15 protein-coding genes are annotated in these 15,603 nt (G+C 68.0%); 8 read left to right on the top strand and 7 right to left on the bottom strand.

What is annotated here, in order from left to right:
• Nucleotides 1-7 precede the first annotated feature (7 nt).
• Nucleotides 8-1,705 (top strand): ShlB/FhaC/HecB family hemolysin secretion/activation protein, encoded by a 1,698-nt coding sequence (locus BLV92_RS21415; RefSeq protein ID WP_090548523.1) that lies wholly within the window; start codon nt 8-10, stop codon nt 1,703-1,705.
• A gap of 64 nt (nt 1,706-1,769) precedes the next feature.
• On the opposite strand, the gene cysC is transcribed toward BLV92_RS21415, so the two are convergent.
• Entirely contained in the window at nt 1,770-2,357 is a 588-nt protein-coding gene (gene cysC, locus BLV92_RS21410) for an adenylyl-sulfate kinase (RefSeq protein WP_177197993.1), read from the bottom strand.
• Nucleotides 2,329-3,183: a sulfotransferase family protein gene (locus BLV92_RS21405; RefSeq protein WP_090548510.1), complete on the bottom strand. Its 855-nt coding sequence runs from the start codon at nt 3,181-3,183 to the stop codon at nt 2,329-2,331. The genes cysC and BLV92_RS21405 overlap by 29 nt, the downstream gene beginning before the upstream one ends.
• A 43-nt stretch (nt 3,184-3,226) precedes the next feature.
• On the opposite strand from BLV92_RS21405, the gene BLV92_RS31705 reads away from it, so the two are divergent.
• The 7 genes from BLV92_RS31705 (at nt 3,227) to BLV92_RS21375 (ending at nt 9,759) form a co-directional block, all read left to right on the top strand.
• Entirely contained in the window at nt 3,227-3,538 is a 312-nt protein-coding gene (locus BLV92_RS31705; protein WP_143040710.1) for a hypothetical protein, read from the top strand.
• 398 nt (nt 3,539-3,936) lie between these two features.
• Complete coding sequence (locus BLV92_RS21400; RefSeq protein ID WP_090548508.1) at nt 3,937-6,336, top strand: HAMP domain-containing protein; 2,400 nt, start codon at nt 3,937-3,939, stop codon at nt 6,334-6,336.
• Nucleotides 6,337-6,356: 20 nt separating this feature from the next.
• Nucleotides 6,357-7,091: a methyl-accepting chemotaxis protein gene (locus BLV92_RS21395; RefSeq protein WP_243844088.1), complete on the top strand. Its 735-nt coding sequence runs from the start codon at nt 6,357-6,359 to the stop codon at nt 7,089-7,091.
• The gene (locus BLV92_RS21390; protein ID WP_090548494.1) at nt 7,088-7,615 is read left to right on the top strand and encodes a hypothetical protein; all 528 of its coding nucleotides are present in this window, start codon (nt 7,088-7,090) and stop codon (nt 7,613-7,615) included. The genes BLV92_RS21395 and BLV92_RS21390 overlap by 4 nt, the downstream gene beginning before the upstream one ends.
• Before the next feature lie 42 nt (nt 7,616-7,657).
• Complete coding sequence (locus BLV92_RS21385) at nt 7,658-8,659, top strand: chemotaxis protein CheX (RefSeq protein WP_090548492.1); 1,002 nt, start codon at nt 7,658-7,660, stop codon at nt 8,657-8,659.
• 35 nt (nt 8,660-8,694) lie between these two features.
• Nucleotides 8,695-9,060, top strand: coding sequence for a response regulator (locus tag BLV92_RS21380; RefSeq protein WP_090548490.1), 366 nt, complete (start codon nt 8,695-8,697; stop codon nt 9,058-9,060).
• A 111-nt stretch (nt 9,061-9,171) separates the two neighbouring features.
• The gene (locus tag BLV92_RS21375; RefSeq protein ID WP_090548488.1) at nt 9,172-9,759 is read left to right on the top strand and encodes a LysE family translocator; all 588 of its coding nucleotides are present in this window, start codon (nt 9,172-9,174) and stop codon (nt 9,757-9,759) included.
• A 40-nt stretch (nt 9,760-9,799) separates the two neighbouring features.
• On the opposite strand, the gene BLV92_RS21370 is transcribed toward BLV92_RS21375, so the two are convergent.
• The 5 genes from BLV92_RS21370 to BLV92_RS21350 are packed head-to-tail and all read right to left on the bottom strand — an operon-like array spanning nt 9,800 to nt 15,576.
• A complete protein-coding gene (locus BLV92_RS21370) occupies nt 9,800-10,642 on the bottom strand; it encodes a helix-turn-helix transcriptional regulator (RefSeq protein WP_244283882.1) in 843 nt (280 codons plus the stop codon).
• A 55-nt stretch (nt 10,643-10,697) separates the two neighbouring features.
• On the bottom strand, nt 10,698-11,225 hold the full coding sequence (locus BLV92_RS21365) for a GNAT family N-acetyltransferase (protein WP_090548482.1): 528 nt from the start codon (nt 11,223-11,225) through the stop codon (nt 10,698-10,700).
• Nucleotides 11,222-11,821, bottom strand: coding sequence for a helix-turn-helix domain-containing protein (locus BLV92_RS21360; protein WP_090548476.1), 600 nt, complete (start codon nt 11,819-11,821; stop codon nt 11,222-11,224). The genes BLV92_RS21365 and BLV92_RS21360 overlap by 4 nt, the downstream gene beginning before the upstream one ends.
• A gap of 56 nt (nt 11,822-11,877) precedes the next feature.
• Entirely contained in the window at nt 11,878-14,151 is a 2,274-nt protein-coding gene (locus BLV92_RS21355; protein WP_244283881.1) for a trimethylamine N-oxide demethylase, read from the bottom strand.
• A gap of 60 nt (nt 14,152-14,211) precedes the next feature.
• Nucleotides 14,212-15,576 carry an NAD(P)-binding domain-containing protein gene (locus BLV92_RS21350; RefSeq protein ID WP_090548473.1) on the bottom strand — a complete coding sequence of 455 codons (1,365 nt, stop codon included), beginning with the start codon at nt 15,574-15,576 and terminating at the stop codon, nt 14,212-14,214.
• Nucleotides 15,577-15,603: the final 27 nt, after the last annotated feature.

Below are 15,603 nucleotides of genomic sequence, written 5' to 3'. Positions count from 1 at the left end.
CTTATTTATGAAACACCAGGTTGCAACACGCATCGCGCTGAGGCCGGTCCTGCTCGCCCTGGCGGGGGTGCTGCCGTCCTTCGCGTCCTATGCCGCCGGCCCCGCGCTGCCGGGCGCCGGTACGCTGCTCCAGCAGGCGCAGCCGCCGGCCGCGCCGGTCGCGCCGTCGAACGACACCGGCCTCACGATCGAGCGGCCCGCCGCCGGCGCGCTGCCGCCGAGCACCGCGTTCCCCGTCGAGCACGTCGAGATCGCGGGCAACACGTCGATCGCGACGCCGGTGCTGCACGCGCTCGTCGCGGACGCCGAAGGGAAAAAACTCACGCTGCCCGAACTGGGCGACCTCGCGCGGCGCATCACCGACTACTATCACGCGCACGGCTTCCCGCTGGCGCGCGCGATCGTTCCGCAGCAGACCATCCAGGGCGGCACGGTGCGCATCGACGTGATCGAGGCGCGCTTCGGCAGCGTCGTGCTGAACAACGGCAGCCGCGTGAGCGACCGCCTGCTGAATGCGACGCTCGGCGGCCTGCAGTCGGGCGCGGTCGTGACCGACGCGGATCTGGACCGCAGCCTGCTGCTGCTTTCCGACATTCCCGGCCTCGGCGTCACCGCGACGCTGAAGCCCGGCGCGCAGGTCGGCACGTCGGACCTCGTCGTCGGCACGTCGCCGCAGCCGCTGGTGACGGGCAGCGCGAACGTCGACAACAGCGGCGACCGGGCGACCGGCCGCGCGCGGTTCGGCGCGGCGGTCAACGTGATCAACCCGCTGCATCTGGGCGACGTGTTCAGCGTGAGCGGGCTCACGTCGGGCCGCGACATGAACTACGGGCGCGTGTCGTACGACGCGCTGCTCAACGGCGCGGGCACGCGCGCCGGGGTTTCGTATTCGGCGCTGCGCTACCGGCTCGGCGGCGACCTGTCGCCGCTCGGCGCGAGCGGCGACGCGCAGGTCGCGAGCGTGTGGGCGAAGCATCCGTTCGTGCGCAGCCGCAACCTCAACGTGTACGGGCAGCTCGGTTACGACCACCTGATGCTCGACGACGACATCGACACCGCCGGCATCCGCACGAAACGCCATCTGGACAACGTGACGGCGGCCCTGTCCGGCGACGTGCGCGACAGTCTGCTCGCGGGTGCGGTGACGCTGTGGAACGCGAGCTGGACCTACGGTCACGTGAGCTTCGGCAACGCGGACGCGGAGTCGAGCGACGCGGGCAGCGCGGACACCCAGGGCGGTTTCTCGAAGTGGAACCTCGGCGTCACGCGGCTGCAGGGGCTCAGCGCCAGCGACACGCTGTACGTGAGCGTGTCGGGCCAGTGGTCGTCGGCGAACCTCGATTCGTCGCAGCGGCTCATCGCGGGCGGCCCGACCTCGGTACGCGCATACGATACCGACGCGATCTCCGCCGACACCGGCTACCTGTTCACCGCCGAGTTGCGCCACTCGTTCGCGACGACGCCGATCGGCCAGTGGCAGGCGGTCGCGTTCGTCGATGCGGCGCACGTCGCGGTGAACCGCCACGTATTCGCGGGCGGGTCGAACAGCGCGAATCTCGGCGGCGTCGGGGTCGGCGTCAACTGGATCGGGCCGTACAACCTGAGCGCGAGCGCGTCGCTGGCGGTGCCGGTCGGCGGGCGTCCGGAACTCGCGGGCAGCACTGCGTCCGCGCGCGCGTGGTTCACGCTCGCGAAGGGGTTCTGAGGCCGGCCCCCGCGCCGGCCCGCGTCTCATGTCGCGGGCCGGCCGGTCCGGATGATGAAGCGGGTCAGCGCGTCGGACGAATCGTCCGGCGCGTCGCGCGCGGTATCGAGCGCGAGCGCCGGCGCGGTCGGCGGCTCGTACGGCGACGACACATCGGTGAATTCGGCCAGCGCGCCGCGCTGCGCCTTCGCATAAGTCCCTTCGGATCGCGCCGCTGGCACACCGGCAACGGGCAGTCGCTGTAGACCTCGAAGCAGTCGGCGGGCGAGATGCGCTGCCGCGCGAGTTCGCGCGCGGCCCGCGTCGGCGAGACGAGCGCCGCGAGCACGATGATCCGCTGATCGGGCAGCAGGGCCGCCGCCTTCGCGATGCGGCGGACATTCTCGTGGCGATCGCCGATCGAGAAGCCGAGGTCCGCGCACAGGCCGAGCCGCATGTTGCCGCCGTCGAGCACGGCGGCCCGCATGCCGACGTCGTACAGCCGCTTGTCCGTCGCATACGCGATCGTCGATTTCCCCGCTCCGGGCAGCGCGGTCAGCCAGAACACCGCGCCGCGATGTCCGTTGCGGGCTGCGCGCGGCCGACGGCGGACGTCTGCCGGACGACGTTGGGTCCGCCCGGGCTTATCGCTTCGCGTCCTTTGCGGCGGCATCGGCGCCGCGCGGGTGCTGCGGGTAATAACGCTCGTAGAACCACGCATACGCACTCTCGATCTGCCGCTGGATGCGCGCCGGAATCTCGTGTTGGGCCGGCGGCGCGATGCGCGGCGAGCGCCGGTGCGGGTACTTCATCCGGTAGTGGCTGTCGCTCTCGTGCGGCCCGACGTCGAGCTGCTCGGGCGCGATCTCGAACGGCGCCATGCCGAGCCACGCGAACAGATGCGACATGCACGCAGCCGGCTGCGCCATCAGATCCTCGAAGCGCAGCACGTAGAGCCGCTCGCGCGCGGCCGCGGGCAGGTCCGGTATCGCGTGCAGACCGACCAGCGGCATGCCGATCGTCTTGTCCTTCGCGAACAGCATGTCGGCGCGGCCGAGGCGGTCGTAATCGGCCAGCCGGTCGATGAAGTCGAGCAGGATCGTGCGCTGGTGCTGCGCCTCGATCGAGCCGTACACCTGCCCGAGTTCGCGAACGCACACGATGAGCTTCGCGTCCGGTTCCAGGTTCAGGAGCAGTTCGACGGTCTGAAGCCAGCCGCGATTCTTGTCCACGACGACGCTTTGCGTGCAGTCGTGATACCAGCCGCGCAGGAAACTGCGCATCGACGCCGCCAGATGCGCGTAGCTGCGCTCGAACGAATGATCGAGCTGCGACAGGAAAAACGAATCGTCGCTGACCATGCGGCGGATGCCGACCAGCATGTTGCATAGCGGCGAGCTGTGTCCTTCGCAATGGATGTCCGGGTGCTGCGCGAGCAGCTGGCACAGCAGAGTGGAGCCCGCGCGCGGAAGGCCCGTCACTCCGACGAATTGAGGCATCGGTGGTTCTTTGTCGGGTGGTCGGTGGCGGCTGGCTGGCCGCATGGCGTCGATGATTTTACTGCGATATGGCGCGGGGTCGGGAACGGCTGGAATGGGCGCCGGTTGCCTGGGTCCGGGTTGTGTCGGGATGCGTGCTTTCCCTTTTCGTGACGGTCTATTCGCTTCGCCATCCGAACGATTGAAAAGCGGCTCCATGGCGAAGCTGACGCCGACCGGAGCCAGTCACATGGCTGCTTCCGTCCCGCTCGATTTCCGCTTCACCGAAGCAGTGTTGCATCGAGATCAAATCTGCACCGGGAAAAAAATAATAATGACGGCCATCGCGTCCTGTGACAGCTTTTCCATCGAATAAAGACCGAACCTTGCATGTCACGCATGAAAGTCGAATATCGAACAAACGGATAACCGTTCTATTTTCGGAGACCGTAGCGAATCGCCTGCCGATAATGCGCGCATTACGCAGGAACGCCACCGCTGCAATCGTTTAAGCCGCTGCGATTGTTCGCCCGATGCGGCCAATCCCCGGTGTTTCGTCGTGGAAAATGAAAAAATGTGATTGCCCCATCACAAATCCGGCATGCGTCGCGGCGTCGCGCGCCGCTGATCGTGACAGGATCATTTGTTCATCTACCGGTCATACTCCGCCGTCAATAATCTCGACTCGAATAAATGATCCGGTCTGCCGAAGGCGCGCGCGAACAAGGTTGTCGAGAATGTTCGCCCGGTGGGGCCGGGTACGGGGAGTTACACATGACCATCCGTCATCGCATCACGTTATTGGTCGTCCTGATGTTCGTCGCATTGATGTCCATCGGGGGTTACGCGGTCTATCAGACCCGCCGCAGCGCAACGGAAGTTCGCTCGGTCACTCAGGGGGTCGTGCCGAGCGCACTGGCTTCCGCCGATCTTGTCTCCCAACTGAAGGACGTACAGCTCGCGACGATGACGCTCGTCTACGCGCCGGACGTGAACATGGTTTCGCAGGCGCAGGACGAACTGAAGGCGAAGCAGAAGACGCTCAGCGACGCGCTCGACGTGCAGGGCAGCGCGGCCGCGAGCCACGCGCAGGTCGGCCTCGTCGCGCAGGCGCGCGAAAGCCTCGCGAACTACTTCTCGGCGATCGCGGACACCGCGAAGATGAAGGCCGAGGGCAAGAACGAGATGGCCCAGGCGTTCCTGTTCGCGAACGTCGCGCAGTACCGCGACGAACTCGAAGGCATCGTCACCACGCTGCGCGTCGAGAAGAACCGCCAGAAGGACGATGCGATCAAGTCGCTGAACGACATGCTGTCCACGACGACGAGCGCGATCGCCGGCGTGACGGGCGGCGCGGTGCTGCTGCTGACGGTGATCGGCCTCCTGCTGTATCGCCAGATCACGCAGCCGCTGACGCGGATGCAGTCGATGATGAGCGAGATCGCGTCGAACCAGGACTTCACGCGCCGCGTGCCGGTGGGCCGGATGGACGAGATCGGCCATTCGATCGTCGCGTTCAACGGGATGATCGAGAAGATCCAGCAAAGCTCCGCGCAACTGAAGCGCAAGACCGCCGACATCCAGGCGATGCTGCAGAACATGCAGCAGGGCATCCTGACGATCGTCGACGGCGCGCAGATCCACGCCGAATACTCCGCGTACCTCGAAGCGATCTTCGAGACGAACGAGATCGCCGGCCAGCCGGTGATGGACCTCGTGTTCTCGCACACCGACCTCGACGCGAACGCGCTGTCGCAGGTGGACGCGGCGATCTACGCGTGTCTCGGCGAGGACAGCATCAACTTCGCGTTCAACCAGCATCTGCTCGTGAACGAAATCACGCGCACCATGCCGGACGGCCGCAAGAAGATCCTCGACCTGAGCTGGTCCGCGATCACCGACGAAACCGACACCGTCGTGCGCCTGATGCTGTGCGTGCGCGACGTGACCGAACTGCGCGAACTGGCCGCCGAGGCCGGCGAGCAGAAGCGCCAGCTCGAAATGATCGGCGAGATCCTGTCGGTCAGCGAAGAGAAGTTCCATCACTTCGTCGAAAGCTCGACCAGCTTCATCCAGCAGAACGAGCGGATCATCAGCCAGGACGCGTGCCCGGACAGCGCGGCGATCGCCGAACTGTTCCGCAACATGCACACGATCAAGGGCAATGCGCGCACCTACCGCTTCCAGCATCTGACTGGCGTCGCGCACGAGGCCGAGCAGCGTTACGACGCGCTGCGCCGCGGCGAGCCGCTCGACGACGGTGGGTGGGACCCGCAGGCGCTGATCGACGATCTCGCGCGCGTGAAGGAGGCGCTCACGCACTACGCGACGATCAACGAGGTGAGCCTCGGGCGCAAGTCCGCGAGCCAGGCCGGGCTCGACACGAGCCGCTTCGTGCCGGTCGAGCGCGAGGCGATCGACGCAAGCCTGCGTCAGATCGAGCACGCCGACGTCAGCGACCTGAAGTCGATGCAGGCCATGCGCGAGGCGGTGCGCCACACGCTGCGCCTGTTCGGCACCGAGCGCGTGGACGACATGCTGTCCGGCGTGCTGGATTCGCTGCCGTCGCTCGCGAAGGAACTGGGCAAGGCCGAGCCGGTCGTGCGGATCGACGATCACGGCTACCGGCTGCGCAGCGAAGCCGGCCCGACGCTGACGAACGTGTTCGTGCACCTGCTGCGCAACTCGATCGACCACGGCATCGAAAAGCCGGACGAGCGCGCGGTGGTCGCGAAACCCTCGGCCGGCACGATCCTGCTCGACGTGAACGTCGCGTCCGGCGACGGCACGCTGCAGATCACGCTCGGCGACGACGGCCGCGGCCTGGCGCTCGCGCGCATTCGCGGCATCGCGGTCGAACGCGGCTGGATCGACGCGGACGCGGAGATCGCCGACGAAGAGGTCGCGGAATTCATCTTCCGTTCGGGCTTCTCGACCGCGAGCGCGGTGACGGACGTGTCCGGCCGCGGCGTCGGCATGGACGCGGTGCGCGACTTCCTCACCCGCGAAGGCGGCCGCATCGCGCTGCACTTCGTGGACGGCAAGCGCGGCGCGGCGTACCGCCGCTTCGAAACGATCGTGACGCTGCCGGGCCGCTGGGCCGTCGGCACCGCGGGTCTCGCACCCGCGCCCGTGCGCGCGGCCGGCGCGTCGCAGGCCGAGACGCTGGCCTGACCGTAACCCGGAGATCACGCGTGGCAGCACAGTACTGGATGGCGGTGGGGGCGGCGGTCGCGCTGGCGGCGCTCGTCGCGGCAGGGTGGTACGCACGCGGGCAGGCGCGGCTCGCGCGGCAGCGCGAAGCCGAAGCGGCCGGGCAGCGCGACGCGCTCGCGCGGGCCGAAACGCTGCATCGCGAACAGCTCGACGCGGCGGGCCGCGAGCGCGACGCGCTGGCCGGGCAGGCTGCGCAACTCAGCGACGATCTCGCGCAGCAGCACGCGCGGCTCGACGAACTGCGCGGCGAACTCGAAAGCGCGCTCGCGCGCAGCGGCGACGCATTGCAGCGCGCGTCGCGCATCGCGGACGAAGCCGCGCGGCTGCGGCGCTTCGCGGACACGTTCGAACGCTGGCACGAGCAGATGACGTCGCTGATGGCGCAGAACCACGACATGCACCAGAAGAACCACGAACTGTCGTCGATCGTGAGTCACGTGCTGATCGTGTCGCTGAACGCGTCGATCGAGGCGGCGCGCGCGGGCGCGGCGGGCCGCGGCTTTTCGATCGTCGCGAGCGAGGTGCGTTCGCTCGCGTCGCGCTCGCAGGAATTGTCGAAGAGCTATCGCGACAGCCTGAACCGCAACGATCTGGTGACCGCCGCGACGTTCCAGGACATCCAGGCGGGCGGCAAGATGATGGCCGCGTCGCTCGCCAGCGTCGAGGCGCTCGCGAACCAGCTTCACTCGGCGTTCGGGCAGGTCGGCACGTGATCAGCGAACGCGCGAAGGAAAGCCTCGGCCGCATCTTCTCCGGCGCGGCGCGCTCGCGGCTGCCGGCGCGCGACGGCGATCCGTGCGAGGTCGTCGAGTTGCGCGGCGAGCCTCCGCCGCACGCGCAGGTCGTCGTGCTGACCATCTCGTCGATGCAGTTCCGCCTGCTGCTGCTGCTGCATTTCGACGACGACGCGCCGATGCGCGACTACTACGTCGGCGAGGCCGAACGCACGCTGACCGAGGCGTTCATGGAAGTCGCGAACCTGTGTTGCGGCGCGATGAACCAGCAACTGGTCCAGCATTTCGCCGATCTCGGGATGTCGACGCCGTATGCGCTCAGCAGCGCGTGCGTGCCGTATCTCGTGACGCTGAAGCCGAACTACGTGGCGAGGTACGACGTGACGATCAACGGCGCGGTGCGGGTCGGCGCGACGTTGTGCGTATGCGCGAGCGCGCCGATCGATTTTGACGCGGGCGAGTCCGTCGAGGCGGACAGCGGCGGCGAACTCGAACTCTTTTGATGCGGCGTTCGTGGCGCCGCGAAGTTGGGGAGGAAGTGAATCATGAGTACGAGCCGGCTCGTCAGCAAGATACTCGTGCTCGACGCGCGCGACGACGAAATGCAGTCGCTGTCGCGCCTGTGCGACGAGCATAACCTGATCGGCATCGCGGTGCGCAGGGAAGACCTCGCCACCGCGCTCGCCGAGCATACGGACCTGGGCGCGGTGCTGCTCGCGGGCGACTATGGCGGCTCGCCGGCCGACAGCGCCGCGCTCGCCGCGCAACTCGGCGCGCTGCGCCCCGAACTGCCGGTGATCGTGCAGCGGCCGGGCGAGCGCGAGTCCGGCGAACTGCCGGCCGCGCTGCGCAAGCTGCGCGCGAGCTACGCCGCGAACGATCCGGAAAGCCTGCGCTCCGTGATCGACGAGCACGTGTTCGGTCTCCGGTTTCCGGACTCGCTGGTGAGCGGCATCATCGAGATCACGACGACGCGGCTGAGCAGCCTGTTCCCGTCGCTCACGGTGGATACCGAGCCGCCGTCGATCGTGCGCGACCGGATCATCTTCGGCGAGGTGTTCAGCCTGATTCCGCTCGAAGGCTCGTGGTGCCGCGGCTACATGCTGATGCAGGCCGAAGAGGAGCCGCTGCTCGCGATGCTCGGTGGCGTGGCGGCGCGCGAGCGCGGGGCCGGCGAGACCGGCGAGGCGAACGGGACCGGCGAAATGAGCGAGGCCGACTTCCGCGAACTGAACAGCGTGCTCGGCGAACTGACGAACCTCGTGTGGGGCGCGTTCAAGAACCGCTATCTCGGCGAGCCGCTGGTCGCCGGCTCGCGGCCGCTCGTGCAGGTGCCGCTGCTCGTCAATCACCGTCATCGCTACATCTCGTTCGGCTCCGACAATCCGCAACTGCGCTTCCGCTACCGGCTGTCCGACGTGGAGGCCGGCCGCGACGTCGTGATCGACCAGCGTTTCGTGTTCAGCCTGAGCTGGTCGCCGGAAGATTTCGACGAGAACGACGCAGCCGACGACGCGCTCGCGAGCGGCGAACTGGATCTCTTTTGACGCAGGCGTCGCGAACGACGCAAAAGGAAACACAAATGGCGAAGATTCTGGTGGTGGACGATTCGAGCACGGTGCGCGACGAAGTCGCCGGCTTCCTGCGGCGCAACGGGCTGGACGTGGACACGGCGGTGGACGGCAAGGACGGCCTCGCGAAGCTGCGCTCGAACCCGGGCGTGAAGCTGGTCGTCAGCGACGTGAACATGCCGAACATGGATGGCCTCACGATGGTCGAGAAGATCCGCAGCGAACTCGCGAACACGTCGGTGAACGTCATCATGCTGACGACGGAAAGCAGCCCGGCGATGAAGGAGCGCGGCAAGGCGGCCGGCGTGAAGGGCTGGATCGTGAAGCCGTTCAAGGGCGACGCGGTGCTGGAGACGTTTCGCAAGCTCGCCGGCTGAGTCAGGCCGTGCGCGTTCGCGTGCGCCGTTAGGCAATTTTCTTCAATACCGCCCGCAGGCGGTCCTCTACGCTCATTGCCGGATTCATCGCAACGAGCGTAGAGGACCCCTGTGAGTCATTCCCTTTCGATGGCCGCGTTCGCGCTGGCCACGTCCATCACCCCCGGCCCCGTCAACCTGATCGCGCTCGGCGCGGGTGCGCGTTACGGGCTGCGCGCGAGCCTGCGGCACGTGACCGGCGCGACGGCCGGTTTCGTGCTGCTGCTGTTGCTGATCGGGCTGGGCCTGCACGAACTGCTGACGCGCTGGCCGCTGCTGACGCATGCGATCCAGTGGGCCGGCGTCGCGTTCCTGCTGTACGTCGCATACCGGCTTGCCGCCGACGACGGACAGCTTGCCGATGCGGGCGGCGACAACGGCCCGTCGATGCTGGTCGGCGCGACGATGCAATGGCTGAACCCGAAAGCCTGGCTCGCGTCGATCGCGGGGATGGGCGCGTTCGCGACGTCCGGCGAACGCGTGCTCGTGTGGCAGTTCGCGGCGATCTACTTCGTTGTCTGCTTCGCGTCGATCGCTTGCTGGGCGTGGGCCGGCGCGTCGCTGCGGCACGTATTGCGCGAGCCGGCGCGGGTGCGTTGCGTGAACCGCGCGATGGCGCTGCTGCTCGCGGCGAGCGGCGTGTATCTGCTTGTTGCGTGAATCGCGTGAATCGTTCCAATCGCGCGCGCGGGCGGCGCGTTCAGCCGCGATACTGACCGGGCGTCGCCGCGACGAACTGGCGGAACGCGCGTTGCAGATGCGCCTGGTCCGCGAAACCCGCTTCGGCCGCGACGTCGGCGATCGCATGGCCGCGCCGCAACTGCGCGCGGCTGAATTCGATGCGCCGGTTCACCATGTACGCATGCGGCGTCATCCCATAACGCGCCTTGAACGCGCGCACCAGGTACGACGCGGACAGATTCGCGGCCGCGCAGATGTCGTCGAGCTTCAGCGCGTGCGTGTAGTTGTCGTCGATGTATTCGGCTGCGCGCGCGAGGCGGTGGTTCGGCTCGCTGCGCGGCGACGGCTCGGGATTCAGCGCGCGCAGCAGCGTCGAGAAATAGCCGATCGTCGCGCCGTGGCCGCGCAGCGTGTCGGTGCGCGCGTCGGGGGCGGTGAGCAGCGCATGCAGCTGGTTCAGTCCCGCGAACAGGTCGGCGCGCATCGTCCACGTCGTCCGGAACGGGCGGAATTCGCGGTGCGCGCCGGAATCTGCTTCGGCCGTTTCGTGCTGCAACGACGCGAGCCAGTCGACGTCGACGTAGAACATCCGGTACGCCCACGGCGCGGATTCGGCCGGATTGCACGCATGCACGGTGTCCGGATTGATGACGACCACCGCGCCCGCGCCGATGTGTTCGAGCGCGCGGCCGTTCAGGTAGGTGCTGTGACCGCCGGTCACGGCGCCGATCGAGAACGTGCTGTGCGCGTGGCGGCCATAGCGGACCTTGCGGCCGTCGGCGATCGCGCGCGCCTCGACGAACGGCAGTGCGTCGTCGCGCCAGAACGTGGGCAGGGCGGCGGGCGATGTGGCGTGGGTCACGTGCGAGGCCTCGGGTTGAGCGACGCGCACAGTGTAGTACGCGCCGCGCCGGGGTTCACAGTTGCCGGTAGTAGAACGTCGTCGCGCAGAATCCGCCGGCGGGCAGCAGCGCATAGTCCGGCACGGTACCCGCGCGCTGCCAGCCGGCGCGCGCGTACAGCCGCTCCGCGTCGCCGCCGGTGACCGTATCGAGCACCAGCACCGACTTGCCCGCGTCGCGCGCAATATCGTCGACGGCGGCCATCAACTGCTGCGCGATTCCGCGCCTGCGTGCGCGGCGATGCACGAGCATTTTCGCGACGTCCGCGCGATGCGGCTGGTTCTCCGGCTGCGCGACGATCAATTGCACCGTGCCGACGATCGTGCCGTCGGGTTCCTCGGCGACCAGCAGGATGCGCTCGCCGCGTTCGACGCCGTCCGCGACGCCGCGCCAGAACGAACGCGCGCGCTCGCGCGACAGCGGCAGCATGAAGCTGACCGACGCGCCGCCTTCGACGCAGTCGATCAGCACGTCCGCGAGCGCATCGACGCATGCGGCGGCTTCGTTCGCGCCGAGCCGGCGCACGGTGACGGTGTCGGTCATGCGGGTCTCCTGCGGCGCGCGGACGGCACGGTGGTCAGCGCGACCAGATAACGGGCCGCGCGGCGGCCGGGGTTGCTGAACACGATCGGCGCATCGACGCGCATCGACAGGCAGTCGCCGGTTTCGAGCCGCCATGTTGTGCCGGCGACGGTCAGCTCCATCGCGCCTTCGATGACCCACACCTGCTGATGGATCTCGACGTCGCGCGGGCCGGTGTCATACGCGACGCGCTGGCCGGCCGGGAAGCGCACCTCGACCAGTTGCAGCGGCGAATCGGCGGATGCGGACAGGTTGCGGCGCGTGTAGCCCGACTCGGGATCGGTCCACACCGGCTGCGTCGCGGCGCGCGACAGCGGCGACGGTTGCGCGTCGGGGGCCGCGTCGTCGGGCGCGGCGTCGAACAGCGACGCGAGCGCGACGCCGAGCGCCGTCGCGAGGCGGTCGAGCACCGCGGCGGTCGGGCTGCTTTCGCCGCGCTCGATCAGCGAGATCGCGGAGCGGCTGACGCCGCTTCGTTCGGCCAGCGCATCGAGCGACAGCCCGCGTTCGGCGCGCAGCGCGCGCACGCGGCGCGCGAGGAGAAGGTTCACGTCCATGTGTTCCAGTATAGTGGATAAAAAAATCCAGTAAACAGGAACGAAGACATGACCGTTCAACTCCGCACGCGAGCCTTCTCCGGATCGTAGAAGATCGGCGCCGCCACCCGTGCATCGATGCGCTTCTGCTGCCCGTCGAGCTTACCGATCTGCACGACGGTGCCGGCCTCGGCGTAACCGACGTCGAGCCGGCACAGCGCGACCTGCCTGCCGGTCAGCGGCGAACGGGTTGCACTGGTCACCACGCCGATCTGCGCGCGGCCGTCGTGCACGCAGTCGCCGTGGCCCGCCGGCTCGTTGCCGTCGAGTTCCAGCCCGACGAGCCTGCGTTGCGGATGCGCGCTCCGCCGCAGCAACGCGTCGCGGCCGATGAAGTCGTCGGTCTTGGTCCTAAGCGGCACGCAGAAGCCGATGCCCGCTTCGAACGGATCGGTCTCGTCGCTGAATTCGTGGCCGGCGAACGCGAGGCCCGCTTCGATGCGCAGGGTGTCCAGCGCGTCGAAACCCAGCGGCACGAGGCCGTGCGGCTGGCCGGCGGCCCACACGCGATCCCAGACGGCCGGCGCATGGTCCGGATGGCACCAGATCTCGTAGCCGAGTTCGCCGGTGTAGCCGGTGCGGCTCACGATCACCGGATGGCCGTCGTAGCCGTCGAGCCGTCCGACGAGGAAGCGGAACCAGCCGAGCGTGTCGAGCGACGGCTGGGTGCCGGGCGTCCAGATCAACGGTTGCAGGATCGCGCGGCTTTGCGGGCCTTGCAGCGCGACGTTGTGAATCTGCGCGGACGCCGACTTGATCCACACCTTCATGCCGAGTTTTTGCGCCTGCTCGCGCAGCCAGATGCCGGCGAAGTCCTCGCCGCAGATCCAGCGGAAATTGTCCGGGCCGAAGCGCATCAGCGTGCCGTCGTCGAGCATGCCGCCGTGCGGATAGCACATGGCCGAATACACGACCTGCCCGACCGCGAGGCGGCGCACGTCGCGCGTCAGGCAGTATTGCAGCAGCGCCTCGGCGTCGGGGCCGATCACGTCGAACTTGCGCAGCGCGGACAGGTCCATGATCGCCGCGCGCTCGCGGCAGCCGTAATACTCGTCGATCGGGCCGTAGCCTTCGAACTGTGTCGGCAGCCACCAGCCGCGATAGTCGGTGAAGCGTTTCGTCAGCGCGGCGGTGCGCGGGTGAAAGCCGGATTCGCGGGTCAGCACCGCGGGCGCGTCCGGCGTGGATCGGAGGGCGAGGGACACGGAAAAGCGCTCCTTGCTCGAATAGGTGCGAACCTGGATGTCGGTCGGATTCCAGCCGTTGGCCGGGTCGATGTCGTCGGGACACGACGTGCTGACGCAGACGAGGTCCTTCAGCGCGCGCAGCAGCACATAGTCGCCGGGCCGGGACCACGGCTCGTCTAGCGTGATCTGCTGGCCGGCGTCGATGCCGGTGTTGAAAAAGAAGTTGATCGCGGGCCATCCCGGACGCGCCGGGACGCCGAACGCTTCGAGCGCGGCGCTGATGTTGTCGCTGCAATTGGCATGGCCGGGGTAGCCCTGCGCGTCGTAGTACCGGGCGGTGCAGGCGAGCGCGAACGAATCGTGCCGGCCGACCGTATCGCGCACGACTTCGAGCATCGGCTGCATGTTGCGGTCATAAAAGCGCGAAAAGAGACCGGGGGCCGGGTATGCGCTGCCGTTGAGCGTGCGCGTGACCGTCGGGTCGAGATCGACGACCTCGCCGTGTCCGAGCGCCGCGAGATCGAACGCGACGAAGTCCGAGCACTGGCGTCCGGCCACGTCGACGATCTGCACATATTCGCCGGCCTTGACGGTGTAGGCGATAGCGGTGCCGGGCGGGACCACGAAGTCCGCGAGCGGCTCGGCCAGCGGCTCGGGCGCGCGCGGCTTGTCCGACGGCTGCGCGCGCCGGACGACGATTTCGAGTTCGGTGGGCTGCCGGCCCGGCGCGTCGAGCGGCGCGTGCACGCCCGGGGCCGCGATCAGCGCGACGACGGATTCGCGCGCGGTGAAGCTGCGCGCGTGGCCGGCGGGGGTGTCGGACGGCCACAGCGCGGCGCTCGCGGGCAACCGGTCCGGCGACAGGCCGAGTCGTGCGATGTGCGCCGGCGCGCGCTCCAGCAGCCCGGCGATGAACGTAGCCTGCGGGTCCGCCGTCAGCCCGAGCGCGTCCAGTGCGCAGCCGCCGTGCGTCGCGTGCAGCGCGAGCAACTCGGCCGGTTGCAGCCCTTCCACGTCGATCACGCGCAGTTCGTCGCCGGGTTGCAGTTCGACGACGCCCAGCTCGCCGCCCGCCACGCGGGAGCGTTCATGATCGGCTGACAAGGCGGGTTCATACGGTCGCGAGACGGACGGCGGGCGCGGTGTCATGCGTGTCTCCCTCATTCAGCCGGCCCTGGCCAGTTCGGCCGGCGTGCTGAGATACGCCTCCATCGAGTCGTCCAGCGCCTTGACCCACGGCGTATGGTGCGGCGGCGACTGCGTGCCGGTCATCAGCGACCGGTACGACTTGTCGCGATAGCCCATGATGTTCTCGTGCTTGTCATGCTTCCATTCGAGGAACGTGCGGTTGACGCCGGGAATGTCGAAGCTCGGGTAGTCGGTCGCGTCGATCAGTTCCTGGATGTAGCTGCCCTGGAACTCGAACATCTGCTGATTGGTGACCAGCGTTTCCTCGCGCGCGCGCCACGCGAGATTCTCCGCGTGCATCGCGTCGCGTTCGGGCAGCGCGATGCGCCCGAGAATCACGTCGCGCGCGTACCACGCCTGCGCGTCGAACATGTTGAACGAGTACCACAGGTCCTGCATGCCGAGATAGATCATCTGCGGGTTGTTTTCCCAGAACACCCCTTTGTACAGGTCGAGCGGCCACAGGCGGTTGTTCGTCTGCAAACGCAGGCTGTCCGGCAGGAACGGGAAGTGGTGCTTGTAGCCGGTGCACAGGATGATCGCGTCGATCTTCTTGCGGCTGCCGTCCGCGAAGTGGGCGGTGTTGCCGTCCACGCGTTCGAGCAGCGGCTTTTCCTCCCAGCTCGGCGGCCACTGGTAGCCCATCGGCGCGCTCCGGTAGCAGCTCGTGATGCTGCGCGCGCCGTACTTGTAGCATTGCGAGCCGATGTCCTCGGCCGAATAGCTGCTGCCGATCAGCAGGATGTCCTTGCCGCGGAATTCCATCGCGTCGCGGAAGTCGTGTGCGTGCAGGATGCGCCCCTTGAACGTGTCGAAGCCCGGGAACGTCGGCGCATGCGGCGTCGAGAAGTGGCCGCACGCGTTGACCACGTAGTCGAACTCCTCCGCGTAGCTGCGATCCGTGCCGAAGTCGTGCACCGTCACCGTGAAGCGGCGCGTCGCGGCGTCGAAGCTGACGTTGCGCACGACGGTATCGAAGCGGATGTACCTGCGCACGCCGGCCTTCTCGACGCGGCCCTTGATGTAGTCCCACAGCACCGCGCGCGGCGGGTACGACGCGATCGGCTTGCCGAAGTGCTCCTCGAACGTGTAGTCCGCGAATTCGAGGCATTCCTTCGGTCCGTTCGACCACAGGTAGCGGTACATGCTGCCGTGCACCGGCTCGCCGTGTTCGTCGGTGCCGGTGCGCCATGTGTAGTTCCACATGCCGCCCCAGTCGGACTGTTTCTCGAAGCAGACGAGTTCGGGGATCTCCGCGCCGCCGGCTTCGGCGGACTGGAACGCGCGGAGTTGCGCGAGGCCGGACGGCCCTGCGCCGATGATTGCAACACGTTGGTTCATGTCGGTTTCCTTGGTTCGGCAAGCGTG

The sequence above is a fragment of the Paraburkholderia caballeronis genome (genome assembly GCF_900104845.1).
Classification (GTDB): Bacteria; Pseudomonadota; Gammaproteobacteria; order Burkholderiales; family Burkholderiaceae; genus Paraburkholderia; species Paraburkholderia caballeronis.
Note: the sequence above shows the minus strand (reverse complement) of the source record. Positions and strands in the feature narration are given on the sequence as shown.

Coding starts and splice junctions, on each gene's coding strand:
- BLV92_RS21415 (WP_090548523.1), top strand. CDS start 8: ATGAAACACCAGGTTGCAACACGCATCGCGCTGAGGCCGGTCCTGCTC.
- BLV92_RS31705 (WP_143040710.1), top strand. CDS start 3,227: ATGGCGTCGATGATTTTACTGCGATATGGCGCGGGGTCGGGAACGGCT.
- BLV92_RS21365 (WP_090548482.1), bottom strand. CDS start 11,225: ATGACCGACACCGTCACCGTGCGCCGGCTCGGCGCGAACGAAGCCGCC.
- cysC (WP_177197993.1), bottom strand. CDS start 2,357: ATGCCGCCGCAAAGGACGCGAAGCGATAAGCCCGGGCGGACCCAACGT.
- BLV92_RS21360 (WP_090548476.1), bottom strand. CDS start 11,821: ATGGACGTGAACCTTCTCCTCGCGCGCCGCGTGCGCGCGCTGCGCGCC.
- BLV92_RS21385 (WP_090548492.1), top strand. CDS start 7,658: ATGAGTACGAGCCGGCTCGTCAGCAAGATACTCGTGCTCGACGCGCGC.
- BLV92_RS21350 (WP_090548473.1), bottom strand. CDS start 15,576: ATGAACCAACGTGTTGCAATCATCGGCGCAGGGCCGTCCGGCCTCGCG.
- BLV92_RS21380 (WP_090548490.1), top strand. CDS start 8,695: ATGGCGAAGATTCTGGTGGTGGACGATTCGAGCACGGTGCGCGACGAA.
- BLV92_RS21400 (WP_090548508.1), top strand. CDS start 3,937: ATGACCATCCGTCATCGCATCACGTTATTGGTCGTCCTGATGTTCGTC.
- BLV92_RS21405 (WP_090548510.1), bottom strand. CDS start 3,183: ATGCCTCAATTCGTCGGAGTGACGGGCCTTCCGCGCGCGGGCTCCACT.